Source organism: Microbacterium sp. SORGH_AS_0862 (assembly GCF_030818795.1).
Lineage (GTDB): Bacteria > Actinomycetota > Actinomycetes > Actinomycetales > Microbacteriaceae > Microbacterium.
Window position 1 is genome coordinate 1,706,659 of the sequence record NZ_JAUTAY010000001.1, and the last position, 25,037, is coordinate 1,731,695.

Genomic DNA, 25,037 nt, shown 5'->3' on the forward strand with positions numbered 1-25,037 from the left:
TGCAACCAAATGGTTGTACAAACGGAACTCAGCGACGCCGAGGTGGACCGGATCTTCCGGGCCCTCGCCGATCGCACACGCCGCGACATCCTGCGGCGCACGATCGAGGCCGAGCAGTCGGTCTCCGCCCTCGCGGCCGTGTACGACGTGTCGTTCGCGGCCGTCCAGAAGCACGTCGCCGTGCTCGAGACCGCGCGCCTGGTCACCAAGCGCGCCGAAGGAAGGGAGCGGCTCGTGAGCGCCGATCCCGCAATGATCGCCCGCGCCCGCCTGCTGCTCGCCGAGTACGAGAAGCTCTGGCGATCGCGCATCTCCCGCCTCGACGATCTGCTCGCCGAAGAGCCCTGACCCGGATGCGGCACCGGCCGCATCCGCCGAACCCACCTGGAGATCCCCATGCCCGTCACCGCCGTCACGCACGACCCCGAAGCGCTCACCATGACGCTCGTCGCCGATGTCGACGCCCCCGTCGAGCGCCTGTGGCGTGCCCTCACCGACCCGCGTCAGCTGGAGCGCTTCTGGGGCCCGCCCGGCTATCCCGCATCCTTCTCCGTGTTCGACTTCGCCGTGGGCGGGACCGCGCGCTACACGATGACCAGCCCCCAGGGCGAGCCGTACAGCGGGGCGTGGGAGTTCGTGGCGATCGACGAGCCCACGATGTTCGAGGTGCGTGACATGTTCACGGATGCGGACGGCGTCCCCGTCGAGGGCATGCCGGTGCAGCACATGACCTTCACCTTCGCGTCGACCGAGGCCGGATCGCGGCTGACGAACGTCTCGCACTTCGACTCGATCGAGGCGCTCAAGCAGGTCATCGCGATGGGCGCCGTCGAGGGATCGAAGCTGGCGTTCAACCAGCTCGACGCGGTGCTGCAGGACCTGCGTGCCTACGCCGAGGGCAAGGGCACACGCACCGAGATCCTCAGCGATCAGCACGTGCGCATCACCCGGCTCATCGATGGTCCGCGCGACCTCGTCTGGCGGGCGCACACCGAGCCCGACCTCGTGCGCCGCTGGCTGCTCGGCCCCGAGGGCTGGACCATGACCACGTGCGAGATCGACCTCGTCGCCGGCGGCGACTACCTCTACGCGTGGGCGCCCGGCGCGGGTGTCGTCGGCGAGCCGTTCGGCTTCGACGGGCAGACGCAGCTCGTCGTGCCCGAGCGGCGCTGGGTGACGACCGAGCACATGACCGGGACCGATTTCCCCTCGACCACGAACGACCTCTCGCTCTACGAGGAGGACGGCGCGACGCTGCTCACCCTCCTCATCGGGTATCCGGATGCGGCCACGCGCGACATGGTGCTCGCGACCGGCATGACCGAGGGCATGGAGGCCAGCTACGCCCGCCTCGAGCGCGAGGTGCTCGGCGGCTGAGACGGCGGACGACGGACCGGGCTGCGCGGCATCGACCGCCGGCCCGGTCCTGTCTTGTTGGGCGGGAGCACCGCGAGAAGACCGGCGCTTGCCGCATCCGGAATGCACCCGCGTCCACCGGTGTTAGGGTTGTGTGTCGCCTTCGGGCGGCTGCGTCGTCGATACGCGTGCTCCGCCTCCGGGCGCTGGGCCCTCTTCTCGAGCGGCGAACCGATGCGCGAATCCGCGCCGTCGCCCCGTCTTGCGATCACGATCGATCGCCTCATCCGAAAGCACTTCTTCATGCCTTCCTTCCTTGATCTCGGCGTGCCCGCGCCGCTGGCTTCCGTCCTCGCCGCCTCCGGCAAGACCGAGCCGTTCCCCATCCAGCAGGACACCCTGCCCGACGCGCTTGCCGGTCGCGATGTGCTGGGCCGCGGCCGCACCGGCAGCGGCAAGACGATCGCGTTCTCGCTGCCGATGGTGGCGCGCCTCACAGGCGTCTCGCGCACCGCCGGTCGCCCGACCGGCCTCGTGCTCGCCCCCACCCGTGAGCTCGCGACGCAGATCGCCGCGACCCTCGCGCCGCTCGCGGCCGCCGTGGGCCTGAACGTCACCACGATCTTCGGCGGCGTGAGCCAGAAGCCGCAGGAACAGGCGCTGCGCGCAGGCGTCGACATCGTCGTGGCCTGCCCGGGTCGCCTCGAAGACCTCATGAAGCAGGGCGTCATCCGTCTCGACCGCGTGCAGGTCGCCGTGCTGGACGAGGCCGACCACATGGCCGACCTGGGCTTCCTGCCGGGCGTCACCCGCATCCTCGGCGCGACACCGACCGGTGGCCAGCGACTGCTCTTCAGCGCGACGCTCGACCGCGGCGTCGACACGCTGGTGCGCAAGTTCCTCCAGAACGAGGTGCGCCACGAGGTCGACGAGTCCAGCGTCCCCGCAGCCGCGATGACCCACCGGGTCTTCCACGTCTCCGACGACGACAAGAACGATCTCGTCGAGCGCCTGGCGTCCGGGCGCGGTCGCCGCATCCTCTTCACGCGCACCAAGCACCAGGCGAAGAAGCTCGCCAAGAAGCTGACGTCTGCCGGCATCCCCTCGGTCGATCTGCACGGCAACCTTTCGCAGAACGCGCGCGAGCGCAACCTCGCCGCCTTCGGCGCGGATCCGGATGCGGGCGGCGTGCGCGTTCTCGTCGCCACTGACGTCGCCGCCCGCGGTGTGCACGTCGACAACGTCGAGCTCGTCGTGCACGTCGACCCGCCCGCCGAGCACAAGGCGTACCTGCACCGCTCCGGCCGCACCGCGCGCGCCGGCGCCGAGGGCACGGTCGTCACCGTCGTCCTTGACTCGCAGCGCCGCGACCTGGCCGATATGCTCCGCAAGGCCTCGATCTCTGCTCCTCTCGAGCGCGTGGATGCGTCGCACGCCGCCGTCTCCGAGCTCGTCGGCACACCGGCGCCGCTTGTGAAGCCGTCGCCCGTCACCGCACCCGCTCAGGGCGGTCGCTCCGGCGGTTCGCGTTCGGGCGGCGCGTCGGGACGGTCCGGTGGTGCGGGCCGTTCGGGCGCTGCTCCGGCTCGTTCGGGCGCCGCATCCGGTCGGTCGGGCGCCGCATCCGGTCGGTCGGCCGGCGCAGGCCGTTCGGGCGCTGCGGCTGGTCGCTCCGCGGGCGCTGCTGCCGGTGCGGGCCGTGCCGGTGGTCGTACGGATGCTCCCGTCCGGGGTGCCGCTCCGGTCGAGGCGCGTCACAGCGCCGCGGCCGAGCGCACGCCGAACCGTCGCGCCGGACGCCCCCAGGGCCACACGGCCGAGAACGTGGCGCCGCGCGGCGGACGCACGATCGGCGACTCCGTGAGCGAGCAGCAGCGCGCCTGGGTGGAGTCGCTCGCACGGGGCGGCGATGCCGCATCCGGTCGTTCGGGCTCCGAGCGCTCCGCCGCGGGTGCGGGTTCGGCTGACGCGCCGCGCCGCCGCCGTCGCGGTGGCCGCGGGCGCTCCGGAGGCTCCGCCGCCTGAGCCACGGGCTGTTGCTCGTTCTGCTGAGCCTTATCACGGGCGGGCCCGTTTCACGGCGCTCGCTGGGTTTGTCTCCGTAACCGCGCCACTTCTCCGCATCCGCCGCAGTCGTTCACTGTCGCGGATGCGGAGAAGTGGCGCGGTTGCGCATGTGTGGCGTGACTTGGGCGGAGGCCGGGTCGGGGCGGACTCGGGCAGGTTCAGGCGCGGTGGTGCCTCTTGTGCCACAGCTTTCCGCATCCGCCGCAGTCGTTGACTGTCGCTGTTGCGCAGAAGTGGCGCGGTTGCGCATATGGGGCGCGGTTCGACACTGAGGCACCACGGGCGGGCTCGGGCATCTGCCTCTGCCTTGCCCCGCTGCTGGGTGGGGCCCCGGTCTGCCACACTTCTCCGCATCCGCCACAGTCGTTGACTGTCGCTGTTGCGCATAGGTGTGGCGGTTGCGCAGATGCGTCGCAACTCGGGCACCGCAGGATCAGACCCGAGCCACAGGTGGCGCAGCAGCCCTGAGAATCAGGCGCGGGCGAGGGTGTCCTCGAGCGCGACCCAGGCGAGCATCGCGCACTTCACGCGGGCGGTGAACTTCGACACCCCGGACAGCGCCGCCGCGTCGCCGAAGGTCTCCTCGTCGAGGGCGACGGTGCCGCGCGAACGCAGCGCCGTGCGGAAGCGGTCGATGCGCTCGCGGGCCGCATCCGCCGTCAGCGAGCCCTTCTCGTCGATGATGTCGTCGACGAGGGATGCCAGCATGGATGCGGAGGCCTGCGAGATCGAGCACCCTGCACCGGTGAAGGTCACGTCGCGTACCGTGCCGTTGTCGTGTAGGCGCACCCGCAGTTCGATCTCATCGCCGCAGATCGGGTTGCGCTGATGCGAGGTCGCCGTGCGCCCCTCGGCCTCCGCCATGGGCGTGCCGTGCGGATGCTTGGAGTGGTCGAGGATGAGTTCCTGGTACAGCCCGTCGAGTCCGCTCATGCGTCCGCTCCGAAGTACGCGCGCACGTCGCCGACCGCACCCAGCAGGGCGTCGACGTCCGCCTCGGTCGTGAACACCGACGCGGACGCCCGCACGGATGCGGTGAGCCCGAACCTGGCATGCAGCGGCTTGGCGCAGTGATGCCCCACCCGCACCGCGATGCCGCGTGCGTCGAGGAACTGGCCGACGTCGTGCGCGTGGACACCGTCGACGGCGAAGGCCGCGATCCCGACCCGATCGGCGTCGGAGGCGTCGCCGAGCAGCCGGATGCCGGGGATGTCCCTGAGACCCGCCATCATGCGCCGCCCGATGACGCGCTCGTGCTCGTGCACCGCATCCATCCCGAGGGCGTCGAGGTAGTCGACAGCGGCCGCGAGGGCGACGGTCTGCGACACCGGCTGCGTGCCGGCCTCGAACTTCTGCGGCGGCGGCAGGAACTCGGCCGCATCCTTCGTCACCGTGGTGACCATCGATCCGCCGGTGAGGAACGGCGGCAGCGCCTCGAGTACCTCGCGGCGCCCGTAGAGGGCACCGATGCCGTACGGGCCGAGCATCTTGTGACCGGAGAACGCGGCGAGATCGACTCCCAGCGCGGGCAGGTCGAGCGCCAGGTGCGGTGCCGACTGGCAGGCGTCCATGACGGTGAGCGCGCCGACTTCGCGCGCCAGCGCGACGAGCTCGGCGACCGGGTTCACGATGCCCAGCACGTTCGACACGTGGGTGAACGCGACGACGCGCGTGCGGTCGCCGATCAGCGCGGCCGCCGCATCCAGGTCGAGGGTGCCGTCGTCATGCACAGGGATGTGACGCAGCACGGCGCCCGTGCGCGCGGCGAGCTCCTGCCAGGGGATGAGGTTCGCGTGGTGCTCGATCTCCGTCACGACGATCTCGTCGCCGGGGCGCAGGGCCAGATCAGCGGATGCGGCGGATCCGCGACCCGCGGTCGCATTGCCGATCGAGTAGGCGACGAGGTTCAGGGCGAGGGTCGCCCCGCCGGTCCACACCAGCGTCTCCTCATCGGCGCCGACGAAGCCCGCGACCCGAGCGCGCGCATCCTCGTACAGCTCCGTCGCTTCGGCGGCGAGGGTGTGCGCCCCCCGGTGCACGGCGGAGTTGGCACGCAGCAGGAAGTCGACCTCCGCGTCGATCACGGCGCGGGGCTTCTGGCTGGTCGCGCCGGAGTCGAGGTAGACGAGCGGCGCATCGCCGATCATCTGCTCGAGGATCGGGAAGTCGGCGCGCAGGGCGGCGGCGTCGAGGGGGGAGGAGCTCACCCCTCCAGGCTAGTTGTGCCGCGGGCACCCGGCTCCGTGCCGGCGCTGCGGATGCGGGACCGGTCGGATGCGGCTGCAGGACCGGACGGATGCGGGCGTGGAACGCGGGCGCGCCCGCTCCGCGTCAGTTCCGGCTCTGCCCCTCGCCGCCGTGGCGCGCGACGCTGACGGTGCGCGTGGTGGGGCGTCCCGCACGTTCCTGACCGGGGAGCGGGCGGGAGCGGCGGCCGTAGATGACCTCGGACGAGTCCAGCAGCCACGGCACGAGGGTGATCGTGACCCCGTGCACGAGCATGAGCTGCTGCGCGATGCGGCGCGCGCGGCGGTTGTGCAGGAAGCTCTCCCACCAGTGACCGACGATGTACTGCGGCAGGTAGACCGTGACGACCGCGGACCCGTGCTTCTCCCGGTACTTCTCGATGAAGGCGATGACCGGCTGGGCATAGGTCCGGTAGGGAGACTCGACGATCACGAGCGGCACGGGCGGACGGTGGTCCTCCCACTCCTTCTGCACCGCATCCGCCGACTCCTTCGTGACGGCGACGTGCAGGGCGATCGTCTTGTCGTGCCGTGCGGCGAGGGCGTAGTCGATGGCCTTCGCGACCGGCTTCTGGAGGCGCCCCACCAGAACGATGGCGATGTCGCCGGCGGCGCCGAAGTGGGTGTCGTCGTCGTAGGTGATCTCGTGCTCGACGTCGCGGTAGTAGCGGTGCACGCCGATCATCAGGATCGACAGCACCGGGATCGCGAGGAAAACCAGCCAGGCGCCGTGCGTGAACTTGGTGATCGTGACGATGATGAACACCGCCGCCGTCAGGCCCGCGCCGAGCGAGTTGATGATCAGACCCGAGATGATCTCTCGCCGCTCGAAGCGCCCCGACTTCTGGTTGCGGGCTGCGGTGGGCAACTGGTTCAGCGCGCGGAGCTCGCGCCGCCAGTGGCGCACCATGCCGATCTGTCCGAGTGAGAACGACACGAACACGCCGATGATGTAGAGCTGGATGAGGGTCGTCAGGTTGGCCTGTGAGGCGATCAGCACCACGATCGCCGCGAGACCCAACAGGATCATGCCGTTGGAGAACACGAGGCGGTCGCCGCGCGTGTTCATGGCCTTCGGGGCGTATCCATCGCGCGCGAGCACGGCGCCCAGCAGCGGGAAGCCGTTGAACGCGGTGTTGGCCGCGAGCAGCAGGACGCAGGCAGTGGCCGCCTGAATGATGAAGAAGGGGATCGAGTTCATCCCGAAGGTGGCGGCCGCGACCTGCGCCATGAGGCTCGGCTGGGGCTGCGTGCAGTCGAACCCGATGAGGTGGCACGGATTCTCGGCGTAGTGCACGCCCGCGACGAGCGCGAGGATCGTCAGACCGGAGAAGAGCAGGATGGCGACGGCGCCCATCGCGACGAGGGTGCGCTGCGCGTTCTTCACCTTGGGGCGGCGGAACGCGGGCACGCCGTTGGAGACGGCCTCGACGCCGGTGAGGGCGGAACAGCCGCTGGAGAACGCGCGCAGGATCAGCAGGATGACGGCCGCCTGCGTGAGGCTCTCGGCCTGCACGGAGAACGCGCTGCTGGAGGCGACCGGCGGGTCGCCGAGGATCCAGCGGATGATGCCGGTCACGATCATGAGCGCGACGGATCCGATGAAGATGTACGTCGGCAGCGCGAAGGCGCGCGAGGCTTCGCGCACGCCGCGGAGGTTGACGATCACGATCAGGATGACGAAGCCGACCGCCAGCTCGATGCGCCAGGGGTTCAGCCCCGGCAGCGCGGAGATGATGTTGTCGACGCCGGACGCGACCGAGACGGCGACCGTCAGGATGTAGTCGACCAGCAGTGCCGAGGCGACGATGACGCCGGGGATCTCGCCCAGGTTCGTTCGTGCCACCTCGTAGTCGCCGCCCCCGGACGGGTATGCCTTGATGAGCTGGCGGTACGAGAGCACCACCACGATGAGCAGCACGACGACGGCGGCCGCGATCCAGGGGCTGAAGGCCAGGAACGACAGTCCGCCGATCATCAGGATCATGAGCAGTTCCTGCGGCGCGTAGGCCACGGAGCTCAGCGCGTCGGACGCGAAAATGGGCAGCGCCATGCGCTTGCGCAGAAGATGATCGTCCGCATCCGTGGATGCGAGAGGGTCCCCGATCAGCAGGCGTTTCGCGATCGGAGTCTCGGGCGCCGGCTCGGCGCTGTCGTTTGCCACGACGCGCGACACTACGCCGATCGCTCAGGCCGCGCAACGCGAGCGGGGGGTTGTTTGCCATGCCGTCATCGTTCCGTGATGATCGACGGTTCGTGCGCCGACCTACGATGTAGCGCATGCATGTGTCCGATCGCCGCCTCGCTCTCGCCTATCGCCTCGTCGCGGCGGTGCTCATGGCGTGGGGGATCGGGAGGGTCACCGGCATCCTGGACGGACGACCCAGCCCCGTCGAGTTCCTCTACTACACGGTGCTCAGCAACCTGCTCTGCCTCGTCTGGATGGTGGTCCTCGCCGTTCGCACCGTCGCTGACCTTCGCTCGGACGGACCGCGTGGGGCGTCGACGCCCTCCCCGCGATTCTCGCTCGCCGTCGCCTTCGCGATCACGGTGACGATGCTGATCTACCTGATCGTGCTCGTGCCCGAGACATACACGCAGGGCAACGGCTACGAGCCGTTCACGCTGACCGACAACCTGATCCACATCATCACGCCCTCGCTGGCGATCGCCGACTGGCTGCTGTTCGTGCCCAAAGGTCGCAGCCGCTGGTTCGATCCGCCCCTGTGGACACTCATCCCTTACGTGTACCTCGCGTTCGCGTTCGTCTACGGCGCTGCCGGCGGCCGGTTCGCCGGCGGCGGCCAGTACCCGTATCCGTTCATGAATGTCGAGCGCAACGGGCTGGACGGTGTCGTGCTCTGGATCGTCGGTCTGACCCTCGCGCTCGAGGTCGTCGCCTACGTCTACATCCTCATCGACAAGGGACTCGGAGTGCTGGAGCGGCGGATGCGGAAGCCGGCCGCCGTCCGCGCGACGGTGGATGCGGGCGCCGGGCACTGATCAGCGCAACGCGGCGAGGATGATCGATGCGCCACCCGCCACGACGCCACCGGCCAGGACCAGCGCCCACACCACCCAGGTGCGCCGGAAGTTGACGGCGAGTTCGTTCGAGCGCATGGGGAGTGACGCCGGCTGGGGGACGCGGGCCCTATCCGTGGCGCTCGCGGGCGGGACCGGTGCGCTGACGTAGGGCGGCTCATTCGGGACGGGCGGGCCGGGCGACGCGATGGGGGCGTCCGGCTCGGGGAGACGACCGCCGAGACGGGTGCGCAGCGCGCTGATGAGGGCGATCAGACGCTGCCAGACGGCGGGGTCGGGGACGGTGAGCGGATGCGGCGCGTAGAGGAAGAGCGACCCGGGTGCGATCTCGACGTGGAAGCCGAGTGTTCCGTCGTCGAGGAGCGCTTGCACCTCGTCGTCGAACAGCCAGTCCGCCCACGCGAATGCGCCGGGGTCTGCGTAGAGCAGGAATCGGTCCTGCTCCTTGAACGGCATGGGTGTGACGTCGGGGAGGGAGGGCAGCGGTGAGCGGGGGGCGAGCCGCTGGTTCACGAGAACGAGAGGCGGCGCCGGCGCATCCAGCTGTAGAGCGACGTAGCCCCAGCTCTGGGTGAACTGATTGCCCACCGCGATCTCGGTGTAGAAGCTGTTGCCGATCTCGGTCAGCGGCGGTCCGGGGATGCGCACGATGTTGACCGAACGCTGCATGGAGCGCGGCTTGCCGTCGCGCTCCCGAAAGACGACACCGGGAAGCGGCTGACGGACCGCGAGCGGGTAGTACGGCCACCCGTTGTCCTCCGCGAAGATCTGCACGATCTGCGCGAGCGGGTTCCAGTCCTCGACCGGCGCGGGCGGCTCGTAGAGGGGGTGTAGTCCACCGGTGCGGTCATCGCGCCCTCCTGTCCGTGATGTTGTATGACATCCGTGCCGGCGACCGCGCCGTGTTCGTAACGCTGACGTCGACGTGGTCCATCATCGTGGACCACGAGCGCGACGCCCTCAGATCCCGGTCAGACCAGCCACTCGCGCGCGGCGATGACGAGGTTCTCGACGCCGCGTTCGATCGTCGGATGGAGCACCGGGGCGAAGAAGGGCGAATGGTTCGTCGGCACGTCGCGGTCGATCGTCCCCTCGGCGCTCGCGCGGGCGAACAACTGCGGGTCGACGCCGCCCCAGAACCAGAACACGAGCGGCACGCCGGCCTCGCGCGCGAAACCACGAGACGTCCTCGCTGCCGGTGAACATGCCGGGGTCGACGACCGCCGCGTCGCCGTAGGCGCGTCGGAACGCGTCGGCGAGTCGAGCGGTCGCGTCGGCATCGTTGATCGTGGGAGGCAGCGTGTGGTCGTTGACGATCGTGGGCGTCACCTCTGCGCCGGAGGCGTCGGCCTCCGCCCGGATGATCCGCTCGACCCGTTCGAGCACGCGCTCCCGCATCCCGTCGTCCGCGTAGCGGAGGCTGAGCTGCAGCGTCGCCTCGGCGGGGATGATGTTGTGCTTGAGGCCGGCGTGGACCGATCCCACCGTGACCACGGCGACCTCGCGCGGGTCGACCTCGCGCGCGGCGACGGTCTGCAGACGCATGATGGTCGCGGCGGCCATGACGATCGGGTCGATGGTGGCGTGGGGGCGCGACCCGTGCCCGCCGCGTCCGTGCAGGGTGACGGTGAGGCCGTCCGAGGCCGCCATCTGGGTTCCGGGTCGCACGCCGATCGTCCCCGCAGGCAAGGGCGTCACGTGCTGACCGAGCACGATGTCCGGGCGCGGGAAGCGATCCAGCACACCGTCCGCGATCATCGCCTTCGAACCGGCGCCGAACTCCTCGGCGGGCTGGAAGACGGCGACGACCGTTCCCGACCACTCGGATGCGGTCGCCACGAGTCGTTCCAGCGCACCGAGCAGTGCGGTCACGTGCATGTCGTGGCCGCACGCGTGCATCACCGGCACGTCCGCCCCCTGCGGGTCGACGCCGCGCGCCGTGCTCGCGTAGGGGAGTCCGGTGCGCTCCGCGACCGGCAGGCCGTCCATATCGGCACGCAACCAGACGACCGGCCCCTCTCCGTTGGCGAGCGTCGCCACAACGCCGGTGCGCCCGACGCCCTCGGTGAAGGGGATCCCGAGTGTCTCCAGCGTGCGGGCGACCACGCCCGCGGTGCGCGTCTCCTGGAACGACAGCTCGGGGTGGCGGTGCAGGTCGATGTACAGCGCTTCGAGGTCCAGGGTCATGTCCCGACCCTACTCGGGAGCCCTGAGCGGAGAAGTCCCCGCAGGCGCGAGCGCGCCTGGGTACCCGCAGACGTGAGCGCGCCGAGGTCCCCGCGCACACGAGCACGCCGGCGACCCGGGAGGGCGCGCCGGCGTGCGTCGGGCGTGACGATCAGGCGTCGGCGAGCCACACCGCCGTGTCGGCGGGAAGCAGACGTTCCTCGAGCGGCTCGCTCGAGACGAGGATCTCCCCGGCCGGCAGGTCGATCGCGTCGGTGCCGAGGTTGGCGATCACGGTGACGTCGCCGCTGCGGAAGGCGAGCACCGTCTCGGGGTAGCCGTCGAGCCATGTGAAGGGGGCCGCGCCGAGGCCGTGCGCCTTCCGCGCCTGGAGCAGCTGCGTGTAGAGCGCGAGCGTCGAGTCGGGATCGCGCTGCTCCACGTCGCGCGCGTGCTGCGCCCACTCCGCGGGCTGCGGCAGCCACGATGCGCCCGTGCCGTTGAAGCCGTAGGCGGGGGATGCGGCCTCCCACGGGATCGGGACGCGGCATCCGTCGCGGCCGTACTTCTCGTGGTTCGTGCGGAACCAGGTCGGATCCTGGCGTGCGTCGTCGGGGATGTCGATGACCTCGGGGAGCCCGAGCTCCTCGCCCTGGTAGATGTAGGCGGAACCGGGCAGGGCGAGCATCACCGCGGTGGCCGCGCGGGCGCGGCGCAGGCCGAGCGCGGGGATGGGCTGGGCCTCGGACAGCGGTCCGATGCCTTCGCCCTGAGGGCTCTCGGCCGACAGCGCGAGACGCGAGGCATGACGGATCACGTCGTGGTTCGAGAGCACCCAGGTGGCCGGGGCCCCGACCGCGGGGAAGGCGCGCAGCGAGTCGCTGATGACCGTGCGGAGGGCGTCCGCATCCCACGCCGTCGTCAGGTACGGGAAGTTGAACGCCTGGTGCATCTCGTCGGGGCGCACCCAGAGCGCCGTCTTGTCCGGTGTGGGCAGCCACGCCTCGGCGCACAGAGCGCGGTCGCCGTCGTACTCGGCCAGCACCTTGTGCCAGTCGCGGTAGATGTCGTGGACGCCGGGCTGGCCCCAGTACGGCACGTCGTCGTCGTCGCCGCCCATCGAGTCGCCGTCGGCGGGAGGCGTGTAGTCCGGCAGGCCGTCCTTCTTGATCATGCCGTGGGCGACATCCACCCGGAATCCGTCGACGCCCCGGTCGAGCCAGAACCGCAGCACGCCGCGGAAGTACTCCTGCACCTCGGGGTTGGTCCAGTCGAAGTCGGCCTGGCTCACGTCGAAGATGTGCAGGTACCACTGGCCCGGGGTGCCGTCTGCCTCGACGACGCGCTCCCACATCCCCCCGCCGAACACGGACTCCCAGTTGTTGGGCGGCAGCTCGCCGTTCTCGCCCTTGCCGTCGCGGAAGATGTACCGCGCGCGCTCCGGGCTGCCGGGGGCGGCGGCGAGGGCCTGCTGGAACCAGACGTGCTGGTCGGAGGAGTGGTTGGGCACGAGGTCGACGATCACGCGGATGCCGAGGCCGTGCGCCTTGGCCAGCATGGCGTCGAAATCGTCGAGCGTGCCGAACAGCGGGTCGACGTCGCAGTAGTCGGCGACGTCGTAGCCGGCATCCTTCTGGGGCGAGACCATGAACGGGCTCAGCCAGATCGCGTCGATGCCCAGCTCGGCGAGCGAGTCGAGGCGGGCGGTGATGCCGGGGAGGTCGCCGATGCCGTCGCCGTTGGCGTCCGCGAACGAGCGCGGATAGATCTGGTAGATCACGGCGGTGCGCCACCATTCGGATCCGGGCGCGGCGATCAAGGTCGAAGCATCGTGCGTCGAGGTCATGCCTCGATGTTACTCGGTGCGATCGTATCGATTCGAAGCCCGGTTTTCCGTAGGCGTCCATCGGTCGCCCCGGTCTCGATCGCTGCGGCGTCCACGGTGCGCCGACTACCATCGATGGGTGACCCCCTCGAATTCCGCCGCGCTCGAGCGCGCCGAAAAGCTCATCGCCGTCATCCCCGATTATCCGGAGCCCGGCGTGCTCTTCCGCGACATCGCCCCGCTGCTCGCCGACGGTGAAGGCCTCCGTGCGGTCATCGATGCGATGCTCGAGCCGTTCGCGGGCACCTACGACGTGGTCGCCGGTATCGAGGCGCGAGGTTTCCTGCTGGCCGGCGCCGCGGCCATCGCTGCGGGCGTGGGCCTGGTGCCGATCCGCAAGGCGGGCAAGCTGCCGCGGCCGGCCGCATCCGTCGACTACGCGCTCGAGTACGGCACCGCGACGATCGAGATGCACGACGACATCGCTCCGGGAACCCGCGTGCTGCTGCTGGACGACGTCCTCGCGACGGGCGGCACGATCGCCGCGGCGCGCGACCTGGTGGAGCGGATCGGATGCTCGGTGGCCGGCGTTGCCGTGCTCATGGAGCTCGACGCGCTGGGTGGCCGCTCGGTCGCCGGGCACGACGACCTGCACTCGGTCTTCCACGCCTGAGCGCCGCGGTTCGCCCGCATCGGATCGGCACTCGCGGTCGCCGGGCCGGTGCGTCTGTCTCGCGATGCTCGGGCGAGGAGCACGAGGCGCGACTTCGTGATCAGGCGGCGAAGAGGATGCTGCGGAACAGCAGATAGCCGCCGACGATGACGGCGCTGCCCACCAGTGGAGCCCACGACCGTGCTCGTTGCCTCGTGTAGCCGGTCACGATCCCCGCCAGCGTAATCCCCCAGCCGAGGACCAAGGCTCCGGTGAGCACCCAGCGCGCGGTCCGCACAGTGGGGAAGCACTCGGCGCAGCCGATCTGGGAGAACGCGTCCCAGAATGCGAACAACAGGACGAAGCCGGTCGCGACGATCTGTAGGGCTGCGAGCCCGATGGCGGGTGCGACGACGCGGATGTCCCGCGCGCGCTCGTTCGGCGTCATGCTGCCGAGTATGGGCCCTTGCATCCGGCGCGCGCAGCATCCATCGCTCGCATGGCTGGGGTGCTCGTGTGAACCTTGCCGGGGACGCTCGATGTCGTCTTATCGTCAGTGCATGGATGCCGTTTCGCCCGACGTGCCCGCCTGGCTTCGCGTCGCGGTCTGGTCGCTCGCGCTCGGACTCGCTCTGCTCGGCGTCGCGCTCGCCTTGGCCGCCGCGAACTGGTGGCCGCTTGTCGCTTTCCTCGGGCTTGCCGTCCCGCTCCTCCCGATTTCGAGGCGCACGGCTACGGGTCGCTGACGTCCGGCTCTGCTCTGACGCCTGGCTCTGCTCTGACGCCTGGCTCTGCTTTGGCGCCTGGCCCTGCGCTGGCGCCTGGCCGAGCAGCCGCGTGGCTCTTCGTTGACGGCCGGCTCCTCGTCGCCGCGTCCGCTCCTGGTCGCCGAGCGCTCCTCGCAGCCGCGCAGCGCCGAGTAGCCGCATGCGGGCAACAGTTGCGCAGGACAGCAGGCGACTCGGGTTCAGAACGGCGGGGGTGGACCCGCGGGTGGGTGATCGGCCTCGGGCGACCGGAACTCGGGGACGAAGTGCACGCTCGGCGCTGGTGGTTCGTCGATGTAGGTGTAGCCGAGCGGTGAGGTCCAGGCGAGGGCGCCCCCGTGGACTTGCTTCACGCGCCAGCCGGTGAACTGCTTCATGGAGTGGTGGCGTTGACACAGCCCCTCGAGGTTCTCGAGCGTGGTGCGCCCGCCCAAAGCATGATCGTGCGTGTGATCGTGCTCGTGGCGGATGGCGGGCACGCGACATCCGGGGAATCGGCAGTGCGCGTCGCGGGCGCGCAGCCGGCGTCGAAGGTCGGGGGTGGGCTGATAGCGGTCGGTGGCGAGCACCTGGCCGGACGCGGGATCGGTCAGGAGGCGATCCCAGCCCGGTGCCGCCCCGGCCAGGAGTCGGGCGGTGTCGGCGTCGATCGGCGCGCGTCCGGCGAGGTCGGCCGGGTGCTCGGATGCGTGCAGCAGAGTGAGCGCGGGCACGACGACCTGCACGTGGGCGCGAATGGCGCCGAGAGCGCCGGGCTGGTCGCCGCTCGCGGTGGGGTCGATCGACGGGGCCGCGCTCAGGAGGAGATCGGTGAAGACGTCCGCACGCACCTGATCCATCGTCCGCGCGTCTGAGGCGACGATCTCGTCTGTTCGGTCGCCGCCCGCGCGCAGGCGCTGCGCGGCGGCGCCCCGGGCGTCGTGGATGACGCCAGCCATCCGGGTCAGGCGGTCGTGGATCGCGTCGCCCAGCAGCAGGGGGATGGTGGCGGTCAGCTCACACATCCCGTCGTCGAGCGGCTGCACGGTCACCGCGCGCATCTCGGCCGCCTCGCGGTGGCGCTCCGTGAGCGTGCGCGGATGCAGCCGCTCGGCGATCATCTGCACGCTGGTGCGCACGCGGCCCGCGGTGTCTTCCTCGCACCGTACGAGCGCGTGCTGCTCGAATTCCGCCCGCGTGTGCGCGGGAAGACTTCCGCCGCTCTCGCTGATCACGCGGACGTGCGCCTGCGTGATCAGTCCCGCCTCCCACGCGTCGACGGTTGCGGAATAGCTCGTCACGAGCTCGGCGGCCTCGGCCATCCGGCGCTGCATCGTGCGGTCGGAGATCCGCAGTGGCACCGCCAGTTCGCTCGCGATCGCGCGGTGGGCTATGTCCGCGCCGCGCGCCGAGCGACTCTGCCCGTCGCTCATCCGGCATGCGAGTTCCTCTGCGCGGGCGAGAGCGCGTACCAGACGCGCTTGCGCTGCGGCGAGGTCTGCCTGCGCCGCGTCCACCTGGTGTGCGATGGAGGCGAGCGCCGCCGCATCCGCGTCGGAGAGACCGACGACACCCGCAACCTTCGAAGACATGTTCTAAGAGTACGAGGGGCCTCCGACATCGCGACGTCGGCCCGCGAGCGCCGCATCTCGTTCGACCCGCTGCACCGCCGACGCCCTGCGACCGTTGCTTCGTGAGGCCACCGCGCAGCCCAGCACCCCGGCAGGAGCCGCGCGCTCCAGGGCCGGGAGAATTGAGAATCGATCTCGGATCCTTGCCTCCGGGGGCGGGCGTAGCCTGACGATGCGCACGGTTACATACGTGCGCATTGAGTTTTTTCAGGAGGTTTGCCATGTCCACCACCGCCCTCGCAGCCGTACTCAACGGAGTCGACGAGTCGTTCGTCTTCGAAGACGTCGTACTCCAGGATCCCCGTCCCGACGAGCTGCTCGTCCGCATCGTCGCGGCCGGCCTGTGCCACACCGACCTCGCCGTGCAGCACGGCCACATCCCGAGCGCCTTCCCGCGCGTGCTGGGCCATGAAGGCGCCGGCGTCGTCGAGCGGGTCGGTGCCGACGTGACCGGCTTCGCGGAGGGCGACCACGTCGCCGTGTCATTCGCCTCGTGCGGTCGCTGCGAGAACTGTCTCGCGGGACGCCCGGCGTACTGCCTGCAGTTCATGCTCCTCAATATCGGCGGCGTACGCGCCGACGGAACCGGCACGATGGCTCTCTCCGACGGCGGCGAGGTCGTCGGCAGCTTCTTCGGACAGTCGTCCTTCGCGACGCATGCCCTCGTCGCGGCGCGCAACGCGGTGAAGATCGACGAAGACGTCCCCCTCGAGCTCGTGGGTCCGCTCGGATGCGGCATCCAGACCGGCGCGGGAACCGTGCTCAACTCGCTCGGCGTCGGCGCGGGTGACGCGCTCGTGGTCAGCGGAACGGGTGCCGTCGGGCTCTCGGCGATCATGGCCGCGAAGGCCGCGGGCGCGACCACGATCGTCGCCGTCGACGTCCTCCCCGAGCGCCTCGAAGTCGCGAAGCGCCTCGGCGCCACGCATCTCGTCGACGGCAAGGCGGACGACGTCGTCGACCAGATCAAGGCAGCCACCGGCGGCGTCGGTGCCGAGTACGCGCTCGACACGACGGCGATCCCCGCGGTCATCGGCAACCTCATCGCGTCGGCCCGCTTCGGCGCGAAGATCGCCACGGTCGGCGTTCCGAAGCCTGATGCGGTCGCCCCCGTCGCGCTGTTCTCGGGCTCCGGCGTGACGCTCGTCGGCGCGATCGAGGGCGACGCCGTGCCGCAGACCTTCATCCCGAAGCTGCTCGCCATGTACAAGGCGGGCGAGTTCCCGTTCGACACGCTCGTGACGACCTACCCGTTCGACGAGATCGAGAAGGCGATCGCCGACACGCAGTCCGGCGCGGCGGTCAAGGCTGTCCTGGTCATGCCCTGATCGCCCCAGGCTCGGGCGACCGGTGGCTTCAGCCGGTCGCCCGAGCGGCCCCCGGGGAGATGTCGCGCCGCAGCGTCGGGACCTCCTGGGATCGTGGCCGAATGATCACGCTGTTCGATTTCGGGCGGAAGCCCACATCCGCCGACGTGAAGACGTACGCCTCGCTCTCGGCAGAGGAACGCCTGCAGATGCGCATCGCGCTCGCAGGCAAGGCCCAGACGAACACGGCGGTCGCTGTCTCGGCCACCGCTCTGGTCGTGGCCACGATGGGCTTCGTTCCCCGGCTCACCGAGAGCTGGTCGCTGCCGAACCTGGTGTTCGTCCTGGTCTTCTGCATGGTGGTCATCACCTTCGCGGGCATGGCCGTCGTGTTCGCGGGCCTCGACCCGCAGCGGACGCGTCGCGCCTGGCGGGAGGTCTTCGACTACGTCGATGCCCACCGTCCACCGGCTCCGGATGCGGATCCGGAACGGTCGATCCTCACGCGGTGGCGGAGGCGCCTCGCGTCGATGCGCGCCCGGTGAATCGAGCGGCTCGGGCGCTCGGCGACCTGCGCGGGGCGGTCACTCGACGCGGCGGAACTCCTGGACGCCGACCACATCCAGCAGCCGCAGCTTCTCCTCGTCGCTCGACCCGGGCGCCGCGGTGAGTACGAGGAGGGACTGCGACTGGTCCTCGGTGAACAGCACCTGGCAGTCCACCTCGATCGGTCCGATCTCGGGGTGCAGGAGCACCTTGTGATCGCTGAACCGGCGCGCGACCTCCTGCCTCTCCCAGAGGGCGGAGAACTCCTCGCTGACCCGGAGCAGCTCGCCGACGAGCGCCTGAGCGCGTGCCCCCTCGACGGCCATCACGGCGCGGAGCCCCGATACGAGCGCGCGCGACTGCCGTTCGTGGTCGTCACGCGGATAGCGGGCGCGTGCCACGTCCGGATGCGCGAACCAGCGGTACGCCTCGTACCGCTCCCATCCGCTCGCCCCCGCGTGATCGCCGAGCAGCGCCGCACCCATCCGGTTCTGCAGCAGCGTCTCGCCCAGCGACGAGATGATCACCGCCGGCGTATCGCCGAGGCGGTCGAACACGCGCTGCAGCGGGGGCGCGACATGGTCTCGCGCCAGAATGCGGTCGGGAGCGTTGTGCCCGGTGACGCGGAACAGGTAGTCGCGCTCATCCGCCGACAACCGCAGTGCCCGCGCGAGCGAGGCGAGCATCTGCGTGCTCGGCTGCGGGCCGCGCTGCTGCTCGAGGCGCGTGTAGTAGTCGGTCGACATCGCCGCGAGCTGCGCGACCTCCTCGCGGCGGAGCCCCGTCGCGCGCCGGCGGGGCCCTGTCGGCAGCCCCGCGTCGCCGGGGCGCAGCCGTTCGCGGCGTGAGCGGAGGAAGTCGGCGAGGGCGGCGCGATCCATGCGTCCATTGTGTGCGGAGCGCCGTATCCGGAACCAGGGATCGACGATCCGTCCGCCACGTCAACGGAGCTCGTGGGAGGGCTTGAGCGGGTCCGGGTGCCATGGTTAAGGTCCCGCGCATGACCGATCGAGCGGTACCCCACCTCCCGTCCCGTGACTTCGAGGCGACGGTCGCGTTCTACGGCGGATTCGGGTTCCAGCCCACGTATCGCGACCGCGAGTGGCTGATCATCGAACGCGGCGACCTGCAGCTCGAGTTCTTCCCCGCTGCCGATCTGGATCCGACGCAGAGCTCCTTCATGTGCGGCCTGCGCGTCGACGATCTCGACACGCTCTACGACGCCATCCGGGCGAGCGGTGTGGCTGAGCGGACCCAGGGGCACCCGCGGCTGCACGCCCCGCTCCGTCAGACCTGGGGGCGTCGGGTCGCGCACCTCATCGACCTCGACGGCACGCAGGTGAATCTCATCGAGAACGAGCCCTAGGCGAGCTCGGCGCGCTGGAACAGGCGCCACGACCGCGCGCCCAGAAGGAGCGCGACGGCCACCACCACGGCGGGGACCACGAGCCACTCTGCGCCTCCGGACCAGCCGATGCCGATGCCGTCCGGGTTCGAGAACGCGATGACGGGGACGAAGAGGAAGTGCGCCTGGGCGCTCATGGGCGCGGCCGCATCGACGACCGCCAGCATCCCTCCTGCGAAGGCAAGGAAGATCACCCAGTACGTGAAGAGAGCAGCCGTGGCGGTGAGCACGCCGATCGACCAGAGCGGCCTCATCCGTCCTCCCTCTGCGTACCGCGACGCGAGCGTGCGCGGCGACCCGAGGTCGGCCAGTGCCGCCTCGAGGGGCCGCGGATCCTGGTCGATCTCGTCGCGCAAGGAGCGCAGGATGCGTCGCCGCTCGGATGCCGGCACCACGCCCTCCAGGTGCCACTCGAGGCGGGTCAGATACAGCGAGGCGCGCAGCCCCGTCGAGCGCCGGGTGAGTCGTGAGCCGGTCATGCGCGTTCCTTTCCGGGGGCGAGGGCCAGATCGACGGCCGCTGCCGCCTGTTCCCACTGGATGCGCGCGTCGGCCAGTGCCGAGGCCCCCGCCGGTGTGAGCGTGAAGTACTTCCGCGGCGGACCGCTCGGCGAGGGCTTGGAGGTCGTCGTCACCCAGCCGTCGCGTTCCATCCGGTTCAACACCGGGTAGACGAGACCCGTGCTCGCGTCCAGGCCGAGCGCAGCGAGCCGCTCGACGAGCTCGTAGCCGTACGACTCGTGCGCATCGATGAGCTGCAGCGTGATCAGCGGAAGCACCGCTCGCGTGAGCTGCGCATCCTGCCGCGCCTGTATCCGTGACACACTAATAGTGAAACACGAATAGCGGGCATTCGCCATCCCTGTCATCGGGGGACCGGCGATCCCCCGATGACCACTTCCTTCTCGGATGCGGTGACTCCGGCGACGCTCGACACATGGACATCACCGGAAACGCCGTCTTCATTCCCGGCGCGACCAGCGGCATCGGCCTGGCACTCGCGCTCCCCCTGCAGGAGGCGGGCAACACCGTCATCGTCGGCGGCCGGCGCCGGCAGCTCCTCGAGAAGATCGCGGAGGCACACCCCGGCATCGACACCGTCGAGATCGACACGGCGGATGCGGCATCCGTGCGCTCAGCCGCCGCATCCGTCATCGCACGTCACCCCTCTTTGAACGTGCTCGTCACGATGGCGGGCATCATGCACGTCGAGGACTGGAGCACGCCCGACGGCTTCCTCGCCTCGGCCGAGCAGACCGTCACGACAAACGTGCTCGGCCCGATCCGGCTCATCGCCGCCGTCATCGATCAGCTGCGCGCGCAGCCGTCCGCGACGATCGTCACCGTCTCGTCCGGGCTCGCCTTCGCCCCGCTCGCCGCGACCCCGAGCTACAACGCGTCGAAGGCGGCCATCCACATGCTGAGCGAGTCGCTGCGCCTGCAGCTGGCGGGAACGTCCGTCGCGGTGAAGGAGCTCGAGCCGCCCTCCGTGGCGACCGACCTCCTTCCGGGCCAGCGCGAGAGCGCGTTCGCGATGCCGCTCGATGCGTTCGCCGACGAGGTCATGCAGCTGCTCCGCGACGAACCCGACGCGCCGGAGATCCAGGTCGAACGTGTCAAGTTCCTGCGGTACGGCGAGGCGCGCGGCGACTACGACCAGGTCGTTCAGACGCTCAACCAGTCCGATCCGCACGGCAAGCAGGGGTGATGCCGCGACATCTGCACGGCGAGCGGGGCGGATGTCGGCCGGCGCGACCGCGCGCGCACCACCTGCCCCGTCGATCGTGCAGATGTCGCCGCACACGCCTGCGGCGAGGGGGCGGTGGACGTCGTCGCTACCCGCGCGACGCGGTCTCGTCGCGCACGAGCCCGATGATCCCCCGGATCGTCAGCAGCGCGCCGAGCACGAGCGAGAACCAGAGCCAGCCCGTCGGCTCGATGATGAGACCTGCGACGGAGACGCCGAGGGCGAGCAGTCCGAAGACGAGCATGAAGATCGCGACGCCGCGTGAGATGGTCCCCAACATGCGGTGAGCGTAGCGCGCCGCGGGCGCCCGCGGGGTGTTTCGTCTCGATCCGCTCACGATGAGCCCGGCTGGATGTCCGGGTTCGTTCGGGATGCGGCCGCGACCGCTCCTCGGGCTCCGGCCCGACCGTACGCTCGGGCCAGAGCCCGAGGAGCATCGTGATCAGATTCGCCGACTTCATGCCCGTGCCCGCACCCGAGCGCACGAAAGTGAAGTTCAACATCCGTGCGGGCGTGGGCGGCGCGGCCGCCTACGACCTGCTGATGGCCGACGATCCCGAGCCCTGGCTGGCGATGACCAGGTACCGCTCGCGACAGCAGAACAACAATATGGGCCGCGCGGAATATGTCCTCGCGTTCGCGCAGTACTACCCCTACGGGCCGGAGTACTTCATGTTCGGCGGCTTCTTCCGCGTCGAACCGAGCGTCCCCGAGACGTTCGGCGACGACGGCTATCGGCTCACCCCGCTCGGCCGGTACGCGGAGTACGTCAAGCGCCTCATCGTGAAGCTGAACGAACCCATCGGCCGCAACCTCTATCTCCGCTCCTATGACAACCTGCAGGACGGCCCGCTCGGCCCGGAGGTGTACGAGCTGGCCCCGGACGTGAAGCTCGGAGCCTTCCCCGGCTACCAGAACGTGCGGCTGCGGCACCGCGAGCTGCAGCGCATCATCGCGAACGACGAGCCGAGCTGGAAGGACGCCCTCTCCAGCGTCAAGGGCGTGTACGTCATCACGGACCTCAGCGACGGACGCCTCTATGTCGGCTCCGCCTCGGGCGAGGCGAACGGCCTGTGGCAGCGGTGGGCGGGCTACGCGCACCTCGGCAACCTCTCCGGCGGCAACCGGGATCTCGAGCTGCTCAAGCTCACGCGCGGCGACGGTCACATCGTCGAACACTTCCAGTACTCGATCCTCGAGATCTTCGACCCCAAGACCCGTGCGGAGACCATCCTGCAGCGCGAGTCGTTCTGGAAGCTCGCCCTCGACAGCCGCGCTCACGGGCTCAACGCGAACTGAGCGGGCGCATCCGATGTCCGGATTCGTCCGGGAGTGGCATTCCCGGACGGACTCGACCCTCCGCGGCACCTAGCGTCGAGGCGTCATGACGCACGGCGAGAGGACACGGGTATGCCGGACGGCAATGTCGACTGGGACTTCTGGGCGCAGATCGCGACGGTGATCGCGGCGTTCGCCGTGCCGATCGCCGTGCTCGCGCTCGTTCTCGAGATGCGGCGGACGGCTGTCGCCCAGGCCGCTCGCGTGGTCGCCTGGACCGTGGTGCCGCACGACCGCATCCGCTCCGCCGGAGTGCGCGGGATCGTGATCGTGAACGAGTCCGAACAGGTCGCCCGCGACGTGCGCATCGATGTGCGTACGGACGGAACGGATGCGGTGACGGCCGTGTACCCGATCGTTCCGCCGGGAGCGCACTTCCTCACCCTCCAGGAACGCCAGGCGGCCGATGGTGACGGGGAGGCGCCGTGGGTCGGCGAGGGCAACGACTACGTGCTGCTGCCGGTGAATCAGAAGGACGGCGCGCTCACCATCAGCCTTCGTCACGCGCAGACCTCTCCCGGCGACGAGATGCGCCAGTACGAACTCCTGCCCTGGACCCAGGCCGGCTCCGGGGCGGAGTCGAGCTTCGCCGCCGCGGTCTTCGAGTACTCCCTCGGGAACACGCGCTGGCGCCGCCGGTCGGATCTCAGCATCCGTCGTCGCCGTCCGGCGCGGACCAGGGGGTGGCAGCTCTGGCGTCCGCGTCTCTTGGGACAGCCGGAGGTGGGCGAGCGCCGGTTCCCGGAAGTGTCGCTCAACAGCGAGCAGGCGAGGCTCGTGATCGCCGACACGGAGGACACGTACCAGCAGTCGCGAACGCTGATGGATGCGGTGGGACGCCACCTCGCCGGCGGCATCGATCCTGCCGAGTCCAAACCGGTGATCGATCGTCGGCTGCTCGATGCCGGCATCGTCGAGATGCGCCGGACGCGCGAGTCGACACGGCAGGGAGAAGTCGGTCGCGGCGCCTTGGCGTTCGAGTTCTCCTACGCATCCGCGGGAGGAGAGGCCGTGGCCGCGTACTCGTTCGGCGCATCGCAGTACGGCGACGTGCCCGCCTGGTTCGGGCGCAAGACCGCGAAGGGGGCCGAGTCCGTGTCGTTCAAGAAGCGCGGGTGGTATCCGAAGCGCCGCAAGGCGTCCGACTGGCCCGCGGACGGCGCGGAGCTCGCGGCGGCCATCGTCGACGCGATCGTGGAAGACCTGCGCGAGCACACACCCTCGATGGACTCCGCCGCATCCGCTGACGCTCGCTGATGGACTCCCTGTACCGCCCGCATCCGTCGTGGCTGCCGGCGACCTACCTGCTGCTGGCGACGATCGGGCTCATCGTCTGCCCGCTGTCCGTCATGGGACGGGTGGACGAGGCGACCATCCTGCTCGTCGGCCTCGTCTACGTCCCGTTCGGCTGGGCGGCGATCACGGTCGCCGCGGCCGTGCGGATCCGGCCGCGGGTGCGATTCGACGCGCGGCGATGGGTGGGCCTGCTTGCGCTTCCCGCCTGGGGATGGTCCTGGATGTGGACGAGGTTCATGCGCCTCGTGGCCACGCACTTCCTGCGCACCGTCATCATCACGTCGATCGTCGTGTGCGTCGGGGTCGTCGTCGGGCTGCTCGCGGGGGGAGTCAGCGGATGGATCGTCCTCGTGATCGGTGTCCTCGCGCTCGGGGTCCAGATCGGCGGCGTGCGGTGGGCGAACGGCTACGCCTCGGGGTACACCGGGGGCGTGAGCGTGTTCGCGCTCGCGGCGGCCGGCATGTTCGTCATCGGCTGTCTCGGCTGGGTGTTCGCGCTGGCCGTCGCGGTGTTCTTCCTCGCCCTTCCGGCGCTGCTCGCCTGGTTCGTCCTCGGTGTCCTGGGCGCGCCGGTGTGGCTCGTGATCGCTGCTGTCGCGGTGGCGCTCGCGAGCTTCGTCGTGCCCTTCATCCTCGAGCTGCGGCGCTGAGTCGTCGCGGTCGCTGCGGAGGGATCGCGCGGGGAACGTCTGCACGACCGATTGCGCGGAGGGCGCCCCGCCAGCCCCGGACGTTCACACTTGCACCACGCGTCGTGCAGATGTCGCGCCCGGTCGCCGGCGGGTCAGCTGCCGCGGTAGGTGGAGTACGCGAACGGGCTCAACAGCAGCGGCACGTGGTAGTGCGGGCGGTCGGCGACCGTGAAGGTCACCGTCGCGAGCGGATAGAAGGTCTCGACGCCGCGGTCGGCGAAGTACGCGCCGGTCGCGAAGGTCAGCGCGTACATGCCCGCCTCGAGCTGATCCGGGCCGATCGCGAGCCGGCCGTCCGCATCCGTGAATCCCTCGGCGACGCTCTCGATCGCACCGCCCTCGTGATGCCGGTGCAGGGTGACCGCGACGTTCGGCGCGGGCGTTCCGGCGGTCGCGTCGAGGATGTGGGTCGTCAGGTGGCTCATTCCGCCTCCTCCGGTTCGGTCTCGTCGGCCACGATCGTCGAGTCCAGGCGCAGCAGCGCGATCTCGGCGAGCTGCGCGGTCGCCTCGCGGGCCTCGGTGTCGTCGTCATTGCCGAGTCTGCGGTGCAGCTCGGCGAGCATCTCCTGGGGGCTGCGACCCGCGGCGCGGATGAGGAAGACGCGACCGAAGCGCTCCTCGTAGGCCCGGTTTCCCGCGGAGATCGCGGCCGCCACATCGTCCGCAGCGGTCGACATCGCGGCCTGCTCCTTGCGGGACGCGTCGGCCTCGGCCCCCGACCCCGTCGGCTTCTCTCCGATCCGCGGATGGTGGGCGAGGGCCGCATCCAGGTCGGCGCGCGACCAGACGCCGGCGAGATCCCCGGCGTAGGAGCGGAGAGCCTCGATGGAGGCGAAGGGGCGCGCGGCGACGATCGCGTCGACCCAGCCCGGCACCGCCGCCCACACCGACACGAGCAGCGATGCCTCGGCGGCGTCGAGGGCGTTGAATTCGTCCAGTTGCATGCGCGTCACCCTACCCAGCCCGCATTGCCG

Annotated in this window: 26 protein-coding genes and 1 pseudogene; 13 read left to right on the top strand and 14 right to left on the bottom strand. The window is 70.2% G+C overall.

Annotated features, from left to right (window positions below; translation table 11 throughout):
- Window positions 1-9 precede the first annotated feature (9 nt).
- From QE377_RS08235 to QE377_RS08245, 3 genes are all read left to right on the top strand, one after another.
- Window positions 10-348, top strand: coding sequence for a helix-turn-helix transcriptional regulator (locus QE377_RS08235; protein WP_307321693.1), 339 nt, complete (start codon window positions 10-12; stop codon window positions 346-348).
- A gap of 48 nt (window positions 349-396) precedes the next feature.
- Window positions 397-1,377 carry an SRPBCC family protein gene (locus QE377_RS08240; protein WP_307321695.1) on the top strand — a complete coding sequence of 327 codons (981 nt, stop codon included), beginning with the start codon at window positions 397-399 and terminating at the stop codon, window positions 1,375-1,377.
- A 282-nt stretch (window positions 1,378-1,659) separates the two neighbouring features.
- Window positions 1,660-3,381 carry a DEAD/DEAH box helicase gene (locus QE377_RS08245; protein WP_307321696.1) on the top strand — a complete coding sequence of 574 codons (1,722 nt, stop codon included), beginning with the start codon at window positions 1,660-1,662 and terminating at the stop codon, window positions 3,379-3,381.
- 513 nt (window positions 3,382-3,894) lie between these two features.
- On the opposite strand, the gene sufU is transcribed toward QE377_RS08245, so the two are convergent.
- The 3 genes from sufU to QE377_RS08260 all read right to left on the bottom strand — a co-directional run bounded on the left by sufU (window position 3,895) and on the right by QE377_RS08260 (window position 7,722).
- The gene (gene sufU, locus QE377_RS08250) at window positions 3,895-4,356 is read right to left on the bottom strand and encodes a Fe-S cluster assembly sulfur transfer protein SufU (RefSeq protein ID WP_307321698.1); all 462 of its coding nucleotides are present in this window, start codon (window positions 4,354-4,356) and stop codon (window positions 3,895-3,897) included.
- The gene (locus tag QE377_RS08255; protein WP_307321700.1) at window positions 4,353-5,630 is read right to left on the bottom strand and encodes an aminotransferase class V-fold PLP-dependent enzyme; all 1,278 of its coding nucleotides are present in this window, start codon (window positions 5,628-5,630) and stop codon (window positions 4,353-4,355) included. The genes sufU and QE377_RS08255 overlap by 4 nt, the downstream gene beginning before the upstream one ends.
- Window positions 5,631-5,754: 124 nt before the next feature.
- Window positions 5,755-7,722: an APC family permease gene (locus QE377_RS08260; protein WP_373459560.1), complete on the bottom strand. Its 1,968-nt coding sequence runs from the start codon at window positions 7,720-7,722 to the stop codon at window positions 5,755-5,757.
- A gap of 227 nt (window positions 7,723-7,949) precedes the next feature.
- Between QE377_RS08260 and QE377_RS08265 the strand changes: the two genes are divergently transcribed.
- Complete coding sequence (locus tag QE377_RS08265; RefSeq protein ID WP_307321704.1) at window positions 7,950-8,672, top strand: Pr6Pr family membrane protein; 723 nt, start codon at window positions 7,950-7,952, stop codon at window positions 8,670-8,672.
- On the opposite strand, the gene QE377_RS08270 is transcribed toward QE377_RS08265, so the two are convergent.
- The 3 genes and pseudogenes from QE377_RS08270 to QE377_RS08280 all read right to left on the bottom strand — a co-directional run bounded on the left by QE377_RS08270 (window position 8,673) and on the right by QE377_RS08280 (window position 12,723).
- Entirely contained in the window at window positions 8,673-9,485 is an 813-nt protein-coding gene (locus QE377_RS08270; protein WP_307321706.1) for a hypothetical protein, read from the bottom strand. It abuts the gene before it with no gap.
- Between the two features lie 197 nt (window positions 9,486-9,682).
- A pseudogene (locus QE377_RS08275) lies at window positions 9,683-10,898 on the bottom strand (amidohydrolase).
- 151 nt (window positions 10,899-11,049) lie between these two features.
- Window positions 11,050-12,723, bottom strand: a complete 1,674-nt coding sequence (locus tag QE377_RS08280) for a glycoside hydrolase family 13 protein (protein ID WP_307321708.1) — start codon at window positions 12,721-12,723, stop codon at window positions 11,050-11,052.
- Between the two features lie 118 nt (window positions 12,724-12,841).
- Here QE377_RS08280 and QE377_RS08285 point away from each other — a divergent pair, with 118 nt between their 5' ends.
- On the top strand, window positions 12,842-13,375 hold the full coding sequence (locus QE377_RS08285; RefSeq protein ID WP_307321710.1) for an adenine phosphoribosyltransferase: 534 nt from the start codon (window positions 12,842-12,844) through the stop codon (window positions 13,373-13,375).
- Between the two features lie 100 nt (window positions 13,376-13,475).
- Here QE377_RS08285 and QE377_RS08290 read toward each other — a convergent pair whose 3' ends face one another.
- A complete protein-coding gene (locus tag QE377_RS08290; protein WP_307321712.1) occupies window positions 13,476-13,802 on the bottom strand; it encodes a hypothetical protein in 327 nt (108 codons plus the stop codon).
- A 112-nt stretch (window positions 13,803-13,914) separates the two neighbouring features.
- On the opposite strand from QE377_RS08290, the gene QE377_RS08295 reads away from it, so the two are divergent.
- Complete coding sequence (locus tag QE377_RS08295; RefSeq protein WP_307321714.1) at window positions 13,915-14,100, top strand: hypothetical protein; 186 nt, start codon at window positions 13,915-13,917, stop codon at window positions 14,098-14,100.
- A gap of 221 nt (window positions 14,101-14,321) precedes the next feature.
- On the opposite strand, the gene QE377_RS08300 is transcribed toward QE377_RS08295, so the two are convergent.
- Entirely contained in the window at window positions 14,322-15,692 is a 1,371-nt protein-coding gene (locus tag QE377_RS08300) for an HNH endonuclease signature motif containing protein (protein ID WP_307321716.1), read from the bottom strand.
- A gap of 260 nt (window positions 15,693-15,952) precedes the next feature.
- Between QE377_RS08300 and QE377_RS08305 the strand changes: the two genes are divergently transcribed.
- Window positions 15,953-17,059, top strand: coding sequence for an NAD(P)-dependent alcohol dehydrogenase (locus QE377_RS08305; protein ID WP_307321719.1), 1,107 nt, complete (start codon window positions 15,953-15,955; stop codon window positions 17,057-17,059).
- Between the two features lie 101 nt (window positions 17,060-17,160).
- Window positions 17,161-17,583 carry a hypothetical protein gene (locus QE377_RS08310; protein ID WP_307321721.1) on the top strand — a complete coding sequence of 141 codons (423 nt, stop codon included), beginning with the start codon at window positions 17,161-17,163 and terminating at the stop codon, window positions 17,581-17,583.
- A 39-nt stretch (window positions 17,584-17,622) separates the two neighbouring features.
- Here QE377_RS08310 and QE377_RS08315 read toward each other — a convergent pair whose 3' ends face one another.
- Window positions 17,623-18,465, bottom strand: a complete 843-nt coding sequence (locus QE377_RS08315) for a helix-turn-helix transcriptional regulator (protein ID WP_307321723.1) — start codon at window positions 18,463-18,465, stop codon at window positions 17,623-17,625.
- 119 nt (window positions 18,466-18,584) lie between these two features.
- On the opposite strand from QE377_RS08315, the gene QE377_RS08320 reads away from it, so the two are divergent.
- Window positions 18,585-18,950, top strand: coding sequence for a bleomycin resistance protein (locus QE377_RS08320; protein WP_307321725.1), 366 nt, complete (start codon window positions 18,585-18,587; stop codon window positions 18,948-18,950).
- Here the strand turns inward: QE377_RS08320 and QE377_RS08325 are convergent.
- Window positions 18,947-19,468 carry a hypothetical protein gene (locus tag QE377_RS08325; protein ID WP_307321727.1) on the bottom strand — a complete coding sequence of 174 codons (522 nt, stop codon included), beginning with the start codon at window positions 19,466-19,468 and terminating at the stop codon, window positions 18,947-18,949. The genes QE377_RS08320 and QE377_RS08325 overlap by 4 nt on opposite strands.
- Window positions 19,465-19,812 carry a PadR family transcriptional regulator gene (locus QE377_RS08330; protein WP_307321729.1) on the bottom strand — a complete coding sequence of 116 codons (348 nt, stop codon included), beginning with the start codon at window positions 19,810-19,812 and terminating at the stop codon, window positions 19,465-19,467. The genes QE377_RS08325 and QE377_RS08330 overlap by 4 nt, the downstream gene beginning before the upstream one ends.
- Window positions 19,813-19,925: 113 nt before the next feature.
- On the opposite strand from QE377_RS08330, the gene QE377_RS08335 reads away from it, so the two are divergent.
- Entirely contained in the window at window positions 19,926-20,696 is a 771-nt protein-coding gene (locus QE377_RS08335) for an SDR family oxidoreductase (protein WP_307321731.1), read from the top strand.
- 127 nt (window positions 20,697-20,823) lie between these two features.
- Here the strand turns inward: QE377_RS08335 and QE377_RS08340 are convergent, their stop codons facing one another.
- Window positions 20,824-21,015, bottom strand: coding sequence for a hypothetical protein (locus QE377_RS08340; RefSeq protein WP_307321733.1), 192 nt, complete (start codon window positions 21,013-21,015; stop codon window positions 20,824-20,826).
- A 158-nt stretch (window positions 21,016-21,173) separates the two neighbouring features.
- On the opposite strand from QE377_RS08340, the gene QE377_RS08345 reads away from it, so the two are divergent.
- The 3 genes from QE377_RS08345 (at window position 21,174) to QE377_RS08355 (ending at window position 24,019) form a co-directional block, all read left to right on the top strand.
- On the top strand, window positions 21,174-22,034 hold the full coding sequence (locus QE377_RS08345; RefSeq protein ID WP_307321735.1) for a GIY-YIG nuclease family protein: 861 nt from the start codon (window positions 21,174-21,176) through the stop codon (window positions 22,032-22,034).
- A gap of 111 nt (window positions 22,035-22,145) precedes the next feature.
- Window positions 22,146-23,330, top strand: coding sequence for a hypothetical protein (locus tag QE377_RS08350; RefSeq protein ID WP_307321738.1), 1,185 nt, complete (start codon window positions 22,146-22,148; stop codon window positions 23,328-23,330).
- Window positions 23,330-24,019 (top strand): hypothetical protein, encoded by a 690-nt coding sequence (locus tag QE377_RS08355; protein ID WP_307321740.1) that lies wholly within the window; start codon window positions 23,330-23,332, stop codon window positions 24,017-24,019. The genes QE377_RS08350 and QE377_RS08355 overlap by 1 nt, the downstream gene beginning before the upstream one ends.
- A gap of 134 nt (window positions 24,020-24,153) precedes the next feature.
- Here QE377_RS08355 and uraH read toward each other — a convergent pair whose 3' ends face one another.
- Window positions 24,154-24,486 (bottom strand): hydroxyisourate hydrolase, encoded by a 333-nt coding sequence (uraH, locus tag QE377_RS08360; protein WP_307321744.1) that lies wholly within the window; start codon window positions 24,484-24,486, stop codon window positions 24,154-24,156.
- On the bottom strand, window positions 24,483-25,007 hold the full coding sequence (gene uraD / locus QE377_RS08365) for a 2-oxo-4-hydroxy-4-carboxy-5-ureidoimidazoline decarboxylase (RefSeq protein ID WP_307321746.1): 525 nt from the start codon (window positions 25,005-25,007) through the stop codon (window positions 24,483-24,485). The genes uraH and uraD overlap by 4 nt, the downstream gene beginning before the upstream one ends.
- Window positions 25,008-25,037: the final 30 nt, after the last annotated feature.

What these genes read in the sequence shown, in the direction of transcription:
- QE377_RS08235 (WP_307321693.1), top strand. Translation starts at nt 10, where the DNA reads ATGGTTGTACAAACGGAACTCAGCGACGCCGAGGTGGACCGGATCTTC.
- QE377_RS08240 (WP_307321695.1), top strand. Translation starts at nt 397, where the DNA reads ATGCCCGTCACCGCCGTCACGCACGACCCCGAAGCGCTCACCATGACG.
- QE377_RS08245 (WP_307321696.1), top strand. Translation starts at nt 1,660, where the DNA reads ATGCCTTCCTTCCTTGATCTCGGCGTGCCCGCGCCGCTGGCTTCCGTC.
- sufU (WP_307321698.1), bottom strand. Translation starts at nt 4,356, where the DNA reads ATGAGCGGACTCGACGGGCTGTACCAGGAACTCATCCTCGACCACTCC.
- QE377_RS08260 (WP_373459560.1), bottom strand. Translation starts at nt 7,722, where the DNA reads ATGGCGCTGCCCATTTTCGCGTCCGACGCGCTGAGCTCCGTGGCCTAC.
- QE377_RS08265 (WP_307321704.1), top strand. Translation starts at nt 7,950, where the DNA reads ATGCATGTGTCCGATCGCCGCCTCGCTCTCGCCTATCGCCTCGTCGCG.
- QE377_RS08280 (WP_307321708.1), bottom strand. Translation starts at nt 12,723, where the DNA reads ATGACCTCGACGCACGATGCTTCGACCTTGATCGCCGCGCCCGGATCC.
- QE377_RS08290 (WP_307321712.1), bottom strand. Translation starts at nt 13,802, where the DNA reads ATGACGCCGAACGAGCGCGCGCGGGACATCCGCGTCGTCGCACCCGCC.
- QE377_RS08295 (WP_307321714.1), top strand. Translation starts at nt 13,915, where the DNA reads ATGGATGCCGTTTCGCCCGACGTGCCCGCCTGGCTTCGCGTCGCGGTC.
- QE377_RS08300 (WP_307321716.1), bottom strand. Translation starts at nt 15,692, where the DNA reads ATGTCTTCGAAGGTTGCGGGTGTCGTCGGTCTCTCCGACGCGGATGCG.
- QE377_RS08305 (WP_307321719.1), top strand. Translation starts at nt 15,953, where the DNA reads ATGTCCACCACCGCCCTCGCAGCCGTACTCAACGGAGTCGACGAGTCG.
- QE377_RS08310 (WP_307321721.1), top strand. Translation starts at nt 17,161, where the DNA reads ATGATCACGCTGTTCGATTTCGGGCGGAAGCCCACATCCGCCGACGTG.
- QE377_RS08315 (WP_307321723.1), bottom strand. Translation starts at nt 18,465, where the DNA reads ATGGATCGCGCCGCCCTCGCCGACTTCCTCCGCTCACGCCGCGAACGG.
- QE377_RS08320 (WP_307321725.1), top strand. Translation starts at nt 18,585, where the DNA reads ATGACCGATCGAGCGGTACCCCACCTCCCGTCCCGTGACTTCGAGGCG.
- QE377_RS08325 (WP_307321727.1), bottom strand. Translation starts at nt 19,468, where the DNA reads ATGACCGGCTCACGACTCACCCGGCGCTCGACGGGGCTGCGCGCCTCG.
- QE377_RS08335 (WP_307321731.1), top strand. Translation starts at nt 19,926, where the DNA reads ATGGACATCACCGGAAACGCCGTCTTCATTCCCGGCGCGACCAGCGGC.
- QE377_RS08340 (WP_307321733.1), bottom strand. Translation starts at nt 21,015, where the DNA reads ATGTTGGGGACCATCTCACGCGGCGTCGCGATCTTCATGCTCGTCTTC.
- QE377_RS08350 (WP_307321738.1), top strand. Translation starts at nt 22,146, where the DNA reads ATGCCGGACGGCAATGTCGACTGGGACTTCTGGGCGCAGATCGCGACG.
- QE377_RS08355 (WP_307321740.1), top strand. Translation starts at nt 23,330, where the DNA reads ATGGACTCCCTGTACCGCCCGCATCCGTCGTGGCTGCCGGCGACCTAC.
- uraH (WP_307321744.1), bottom strand. Translation starts at nt 24,486, where the DNA reads ATGAGCCACCTGACGACCCACATCCTCGACGCGACCGCCGGAACGCCC.
- uraD (WP_307321746.1), bottom strand. Translation starts at nt 25,007, where the DNA reads ATGCAACTGGACGAATTCAACGCCCTCGACGCCGCCGAGGCATCGCTG.